The 5192-nt window shown below is 74.8% G+C and carries 4 protein-coding genes and 1 pseudogene; 1 reads left to right on the forward strand and 4 read right to left on the reverse strand.

Annotation, left to right across the window (positions count from 1 at the left end; genetic code table 11):
* Positions 1–158: 158 nt before the first annotated feature.
* Positions 159–1259, reverse strand: coding sequence for a hypothetical protein (locus tag ACFVX9_RS20045; RefSeq protein ID WP_063346065.1), 1101 nt, complete (start codon positions 1257–1259; stop codon positions 159–161).
* A 310-nt stretch (positions 1260–1569) separates the two neighbouring features.
* On the opposite strand from ACFVX9_RS20045, the gene ACFVX9_RS20050 reads away from it, so the two are divergent.
* Positions 1570–1806 carry a hypothetical protein gene (locus ACFVX9_RS20050; RefSeq protein WP_063346066.1) on the forward strand — a complete coding sequence of 79 codons (237 nt, stop codon included), beginning with the start codon at positions 1570–1572 and terminating at the stop codon, positions 1804–1806.
* Positions 1807–1823: 17 nt separating this feature from the next.
* On the opposite strand, the gene ACFVX9_RS20055 is transcribed toward ACFVX9_RS20050, so the two are convergent.
* From ACFVX9_RS20055 to ACFVX9_RS20065, 3 genes and pseudogenes are all read right to left on the reverse strand, one after another.
* On the reverse strand, positions 1824–3344 hold the full coding sequence (locus tag ACFVX9_RS20055; RefSeq protein ID WP_387982786.1) for a sigma-70 family RNA polymerase sigma factor: 1521 nt from the start codon (positions 3342–3344) through the stop codon (positions 1824–1826).
* 118 nt (positions 3345–3462) lie between these two features.
* Positions 3463–4491, reverse strand: a complete 1029-nt coding sequence (locus tag ACFVX9_RS20060; RefSeq protein ID WP_387982788.1) for a CAP domain-containing protein — start codon at positions 4489–4491, stop codon at positions 3463–3465.
* Between the two features lie 176 nt (positions 4492–4667).
* A pseudogene (locus ACFVX9_RS20065) lies at positions 4668–5066 on the reverse strand (GNAT family N-acetyltransferase); the annotation flags it as partial.
* Positions 5067–5192: the final 126 nt, after the last annotated feature.

Consider the following 5192-nt stretch of genomic DNA (forward strand, 5'->3'; position numbering starts at 1 on the left):
TCTTGGCGAGGGGGGGGGGGGGGGGGGGTGGGTGTTTTGTTTTTTTTTGGGGGTGTGGCGGGGGGGTCTTTCCGCGGGGAAGAAGGGGGGGGGGAAGGGGGGGGGCGCTCTTGCTGCCTTTCCCCCCCCCCCCACCGGGCGGGTCAGTACCGGGCGGCTCAGTACCGCAGGACGGCCGCGATGTGGCCGCGGGCGTCGAGTTCGCCGGTGGGGACGAACTGCACCTTGGCTCCGGTGTCGAGGGCGCGCTCCACGATCTCGTCGACCATGTCCTCGCGGACGTCGGGCTCACCGGCCGCCGCCGGGACGAGGTGGTTGTCGGTCACCCGGACGGGCTGCCAGTAGTCCTCCTCCACCGCGACCACCGCGGCGCGGCCCTCGGCGACGGTCTGCCAGACCTCGTCGATGCCTGCGGCCAGGCCCTTCACACCCTGGGCCTGGTCGAGGCGCTCGTGCAGCTCGGTGACGGCCTTGCTGCCCTGCTCGGCGACCGTGGACCGGACGGCCTCGGCCACCGCGGCGGCGGCGGCATGGCCGAGGCCGCCGCGCGAGACCTGGGCGGTGGCCCGCTTGGCGGCGGTGCCGACCTCGTCGAGCAGGGAGATCGCGGCGGCCTCGCCGAGCACGTACAGCGGGCGGTTGTCGGCCTCCAGCACGGCGGCCAGCGCGGTGTCGGCCGAACGCAGGAAGCGGCGGGTCTCCTCGTCGCGGAAGGTGCTCGGTACGTCCCCGATCCGCTCCTTGCGCTCGACGTCCCAGTCCGGCGGGACCTGGTCGAGCGGGAAGGCTGCACTCGTGTGCTCGGCCAGGTGCGCCCCGCTGCCGCTGAACAGGGCGACCCGGTCGGCGGCGACGGTCAGCACCCAGTAGGGCGCACCGGCGGTGTAGGCGGAGACCAGGTTGCGGGTCAGGAAGGTCTCGGACAGCACGACCCGGGCGGGCACCGGGCGCGGCAGGGACCACACCTGGTGCTCGCCGGGGGCGGCGTAGATCACCAGGCCGTCCTCGGCGTGCACGAGGTCGACCTCGGTGAGCGCGCGGTCCAGCTGCTCGACGACGTCCAGCCGGTCGGCCCGGCTGACCGCCTCGTCGGCGTGCAGCCGGTTCTTCGCCTCGGCGACGAGGTTGCGCAGGCGGACCGGGTCCTGGGTGTTGTCGGGCTCGCTGCGGTGGGTGGGCAGCAGAACGGAGACGGCCGGGTAGCGCCGGGGGCGGCGCAGCTCGGCGAGGACGGCTGGCGTTAGCTCGGCTGCGTGCATCGGGTGCCCTTCGTGTCGCGGTGGGGGGTCCTGGTCGATGAGACCGACGTCGATGAGACCGAAAGTGTGGTGATTCAACCGATTTGCCGGAATCATTCCCGACCCCTCCCCATCCCACCGCCCTCCCACGCCTCCCGCCACCGGAAAAGGCCCGGGGCCCGGCAGCCCGTCCGGCGCCCGCGGTACCGCCGTTCGGCCGACCGGCCGTCACCGGGCTGCGGCTGTGCCACGGCCCCGGCCGCACGGCCACGGACGAGGGAATCCGCCGCCGCCCTCGTAACCCGCCCGGCGGATCGTCGTTGGACCCGCCATGAAGAAGCGCAGCATGCTCGCCGTCGCCTCGCTCGCCGTGGGTTTCGTGGCCTCGCTCACCGCACCGAGTGCGCACGCCAGTGCCGTCGGGGGGCAGGACGGAATGTCCGGGTCGCTGACCAGTGCGCCGGACGCGTTGCCGGGGCAGGTCGGGGACGCGGGCGGCGTGGTCGGGGAGGCGACCGGGTACGTGACGGGCTCGGCCGACGGACTGGTCGGTGTCACCCCCGCATAGCTCGCAACAGCGTGGCGTCAGGGCAGCTGGGCGCCGAGGTCCTGGGTCCAGTAGACGCCGGCGGGGCCGGTGGCCAGACCGATGCCGACGTCCTTGAAGCCGCAGTCCAGCATGTTGGTCTGGTGGATGCCGCCGTCCATCCAGTGGGCGACCACCGTGGCGGGGGACGTCGGGCCCCGGTCGAGGTTCTCGCCCCACTGGGACCAGCGGTAGCCGACGGCGGTCAGCCGGGCGTCGGTGCGGACACCGTCCGGGTTGACGTGGTCGAAGAAGCCGCGGGCGACCATGTCGTCGGCGTGCTTCTGGGCGGCCGTGTGCAGTCGGGGGTCGATCCGCAGGGGGGCGCAGCCCACCTTGCCGCGTTCGGCGTTGACGAGGTCGACGAGTTGGCGCTCCGGGCTGGGCGGCGGCGGGGCCACCGACCGGGTGGCGGTGGGTGACGGCGTGGCCGTCGGCGTCTCGCTGGGGGTCGGCGTGGGCGTGGCCGTCAGGGTGACCGGGGCGGAGGCCGGGGTCGCGGTGGGCACCGGGGCGGCGGGAGCGGCGGCCGGGGTGGTGGGTTCGGGGGCCGCCTCCCTCGGGGTTTCGGCGGGGTGCGACCAGACCAGGGCGAGGGTGGTGACGGTCACCACCGCCACCGCACCGCTCGCCAGGACGGCCTTGCGCGCGGCCGTCCCGGCCCAGCCGCCGTGGGTGCTCGCGGCGGTCGGGGCGGCGGTGGCGACGGTGGCCGCGGTGTGCTGGAAGTGCAGCAGCGCGGGCGAGCCGAGCGGGATCGGCACCAGGGAGAGGCCGGCCAACAGCCCTTCGGCGGGGAAGAGATCGCGGCCGAGGCGGTCGCAGGTGGCGCAGCCGCGGATGTGGCGGGCGATGCGCTTGCGCCACACGGAGTTGGGGGTGCCGTCGAAACCGGTGGTGACGTCGGCGAGTTCGGGGCAGCGGGGGTAGGCGCCGAGGGCGCGGACGACGATCCGGCCGGCTTCGAGCTGCTTCTTCATCCGCTGCACGCGGACGGCGGTGTGCTGCGGGGTCAGGTCGAGGGCTTCGGCCAGTTCGGCGCGGGTGAGTTCGCCGCTGGCCTCCAGCCACCAGAGGGCGAGGAGTTCGCGGTCGTCGGGGTCGAGCCAGCGGGTGGCCTCGGCGACTTCCCGGCGCTGGCCGGAGAGGCCGAGGCGCAGGACGGTGAGGTCGGTGAAGTCGGCCCTGGGGTCGGCGAGTTCCCAGGTCTCGTCGAGGCCGCCGACGGTGGGCTGCTGCTGGCCGGCGGCGTGGCGGCGACGGATCTGGTTCATGGTGATGGCGACCAGCCAGGAGCGGAAGGACTCCGGCTCGCGCAGCCCGTCCAGGCCGTCCAGGGCGCGGATCATGGTCTCCTGGGCGACGTCGTCGACGTCGGCGTGACCGTCCAGGGCGCGCCCGGCGACGTTGTAGACGAGCGGCAGCCAGGCGGCGACCAGCGCCTCCTGGGCCTGCCGGTCGCCCGCCTGGGCCGCGCGTACCAGGGTGGTCCCGGTCCTGTTCTGCACGTCAGCGTTCATGGTCCGCACTCCGTCTTGCCGTGTTCCGTCCGCCGCTGCCTCCTCGGAGACCTGTGGTGAGTGATCAGATAACAACAATTTGCGCGGAATCGGAAAACGGGCCCTGCCGGAGGGCCGGTCAGGCCGGGGCGGCGAAGACCTGGGTCCACCAGGGGCCGCCGGAACCGGTCCGCACACCGACCCCGAGCTGCTTGAACGCGCAGTTCAGGATGTTCGCACGGTGACCGGGGCTGTTCATCCAGGACTCCATCACCGCGGCCGGGTCCTTCTGGCCGCGGGCGATGTTCTCGCCCCAGGTGCTCCAGCGGTAGCCGGTCGCCTCGATGCGGTGGTCGGCGTGGTCTCCGTCGGGGCTGGCGTGGTCGAAGTAGTTGCGGTCCGCCATGTCGTCGCTGTGCGACTGGGCGGCGCTGGCCAGCCGGGGCTCGGCGCTGACCGGGCCGCAGCCGGCCTTGGCGCGTTCGACGTTGACCAGGTCGACGACCTGCTGGGCGGAGGAGGGCGCGGCGCCGCCGCCGACCGGGGTGGGCACCGAGGCGCTCGTAGGGGCCCCGGTGCGCTGCGCGGCGGCCGGGGTGCCGGTGGGCTTGGCGGGAACGGGAGCGGTCACGGGCGTGCTCGGGCCCGGCTTCCCGGTGGCCGTCGGGGTCGGCGTCGCCCTCGCGGTCGCCGGGGCTGTCGGGGACGCCGGGGTGGCGGGGGTGGTCGCGGCGGCACTGGCCGGAGCCGACGCCGGGTCGGTGGCGGCCGAGGTGGCCGGCGGCGCGGCGACGTCGGGGCCCGCTCCCCCGGCGCCGGGGACCTGGATGCCGTCGTGGGTGCCGGCCTCGGCGGCTATCAGGGCGGCGTCCGCCGCCATCGCCTGGCCGGTGGTGTCCCGGTCGGCCTGCTTGCCGCCGTAGGCCGCGTAGCCGGCGCCGACCAGGGCGGCGAGCAGTCCGGTGCCGGCCACGGCGGCGGCGACGGCGGCGACCGGACCGACCGGACCGCGCCGTCGGGCCCGGCGGCCCCGGCCTCCGGGGCGTTCCGTGTGCCGCTGGGCGGCCCGACGCGCGGCGCGGCCGCCGGGTCGGCCGGAGGCTCCGCTCCGTGCACCGCTCTCGGCACCGATCGCCGGGAGGATGGTCGTCCTGTCGTCGCTGTTCACGTGCCCACGCTTTCTGTCCGGGTCGGCGGGTCGGGTGCCGACACCTGGGAGACCGCCCGGCGGCGCGCCGATAACAGAAAGTCCGAACGAATGTCCGGCGGCAGGATCACGGGCCCGGCCGCGACCGCACCCGGGGCCCGCTCCCAGGGCACGACCTCAGGCCGCCCGGACACGGGTCACGGGGCGTCCGGGGCCATGTCGTAGGTGACGAACATGGTCCGGGTGGCGACCTGGTCGTACTTGCTGCGGGCGCGGTGGTTGTCGTCGGCGGTGATCCAGCGGACGGTGTTCCAGCCGCGCTCGGCGGCGATCGCCCGCAGCCGGGCCAGCAGCTGGTCCACCGCTCCGCCGCCGCGCGCCTCGGGCGCGACGAACAGGTCGTCGAGGAAGCCGCCGACGGCGCCGTGCAGGGGGCGGGCGAAGGGGCGGTAGTGGGCGAGCCCGACCGGCGTGCCGTCGCCGTCGCGGACCAGCAGGCCCTCCAGTTCGTGGTCCGGGTCGTGGAGCCAGGACCAGACCAGTTCGGCCTTCTCCTCCGGCATCGGCACCCGGTAGAACGCGCAGTAGCCACGGAAGAGTTCGCGCCAGGCGGGGTAGTCGGGGCGCTCCGGGCCGCCGAAGCTCCAACGGGTCTTGGTGGTCCACCCCGTCTCCCCCCGTTAGGCGGGCCCCACGGTCCCCCGGCCCACGTGTTTCTCCCA

It is taken from the genome of Kitasatospora sp. NPDC058243 (assembly GCF_042882025.1).
Lineage (GTDB): Bacteria > Actinomycetota > Actinomycetes > Streptomycetales > Streptomycetaceae > Kitasatospora.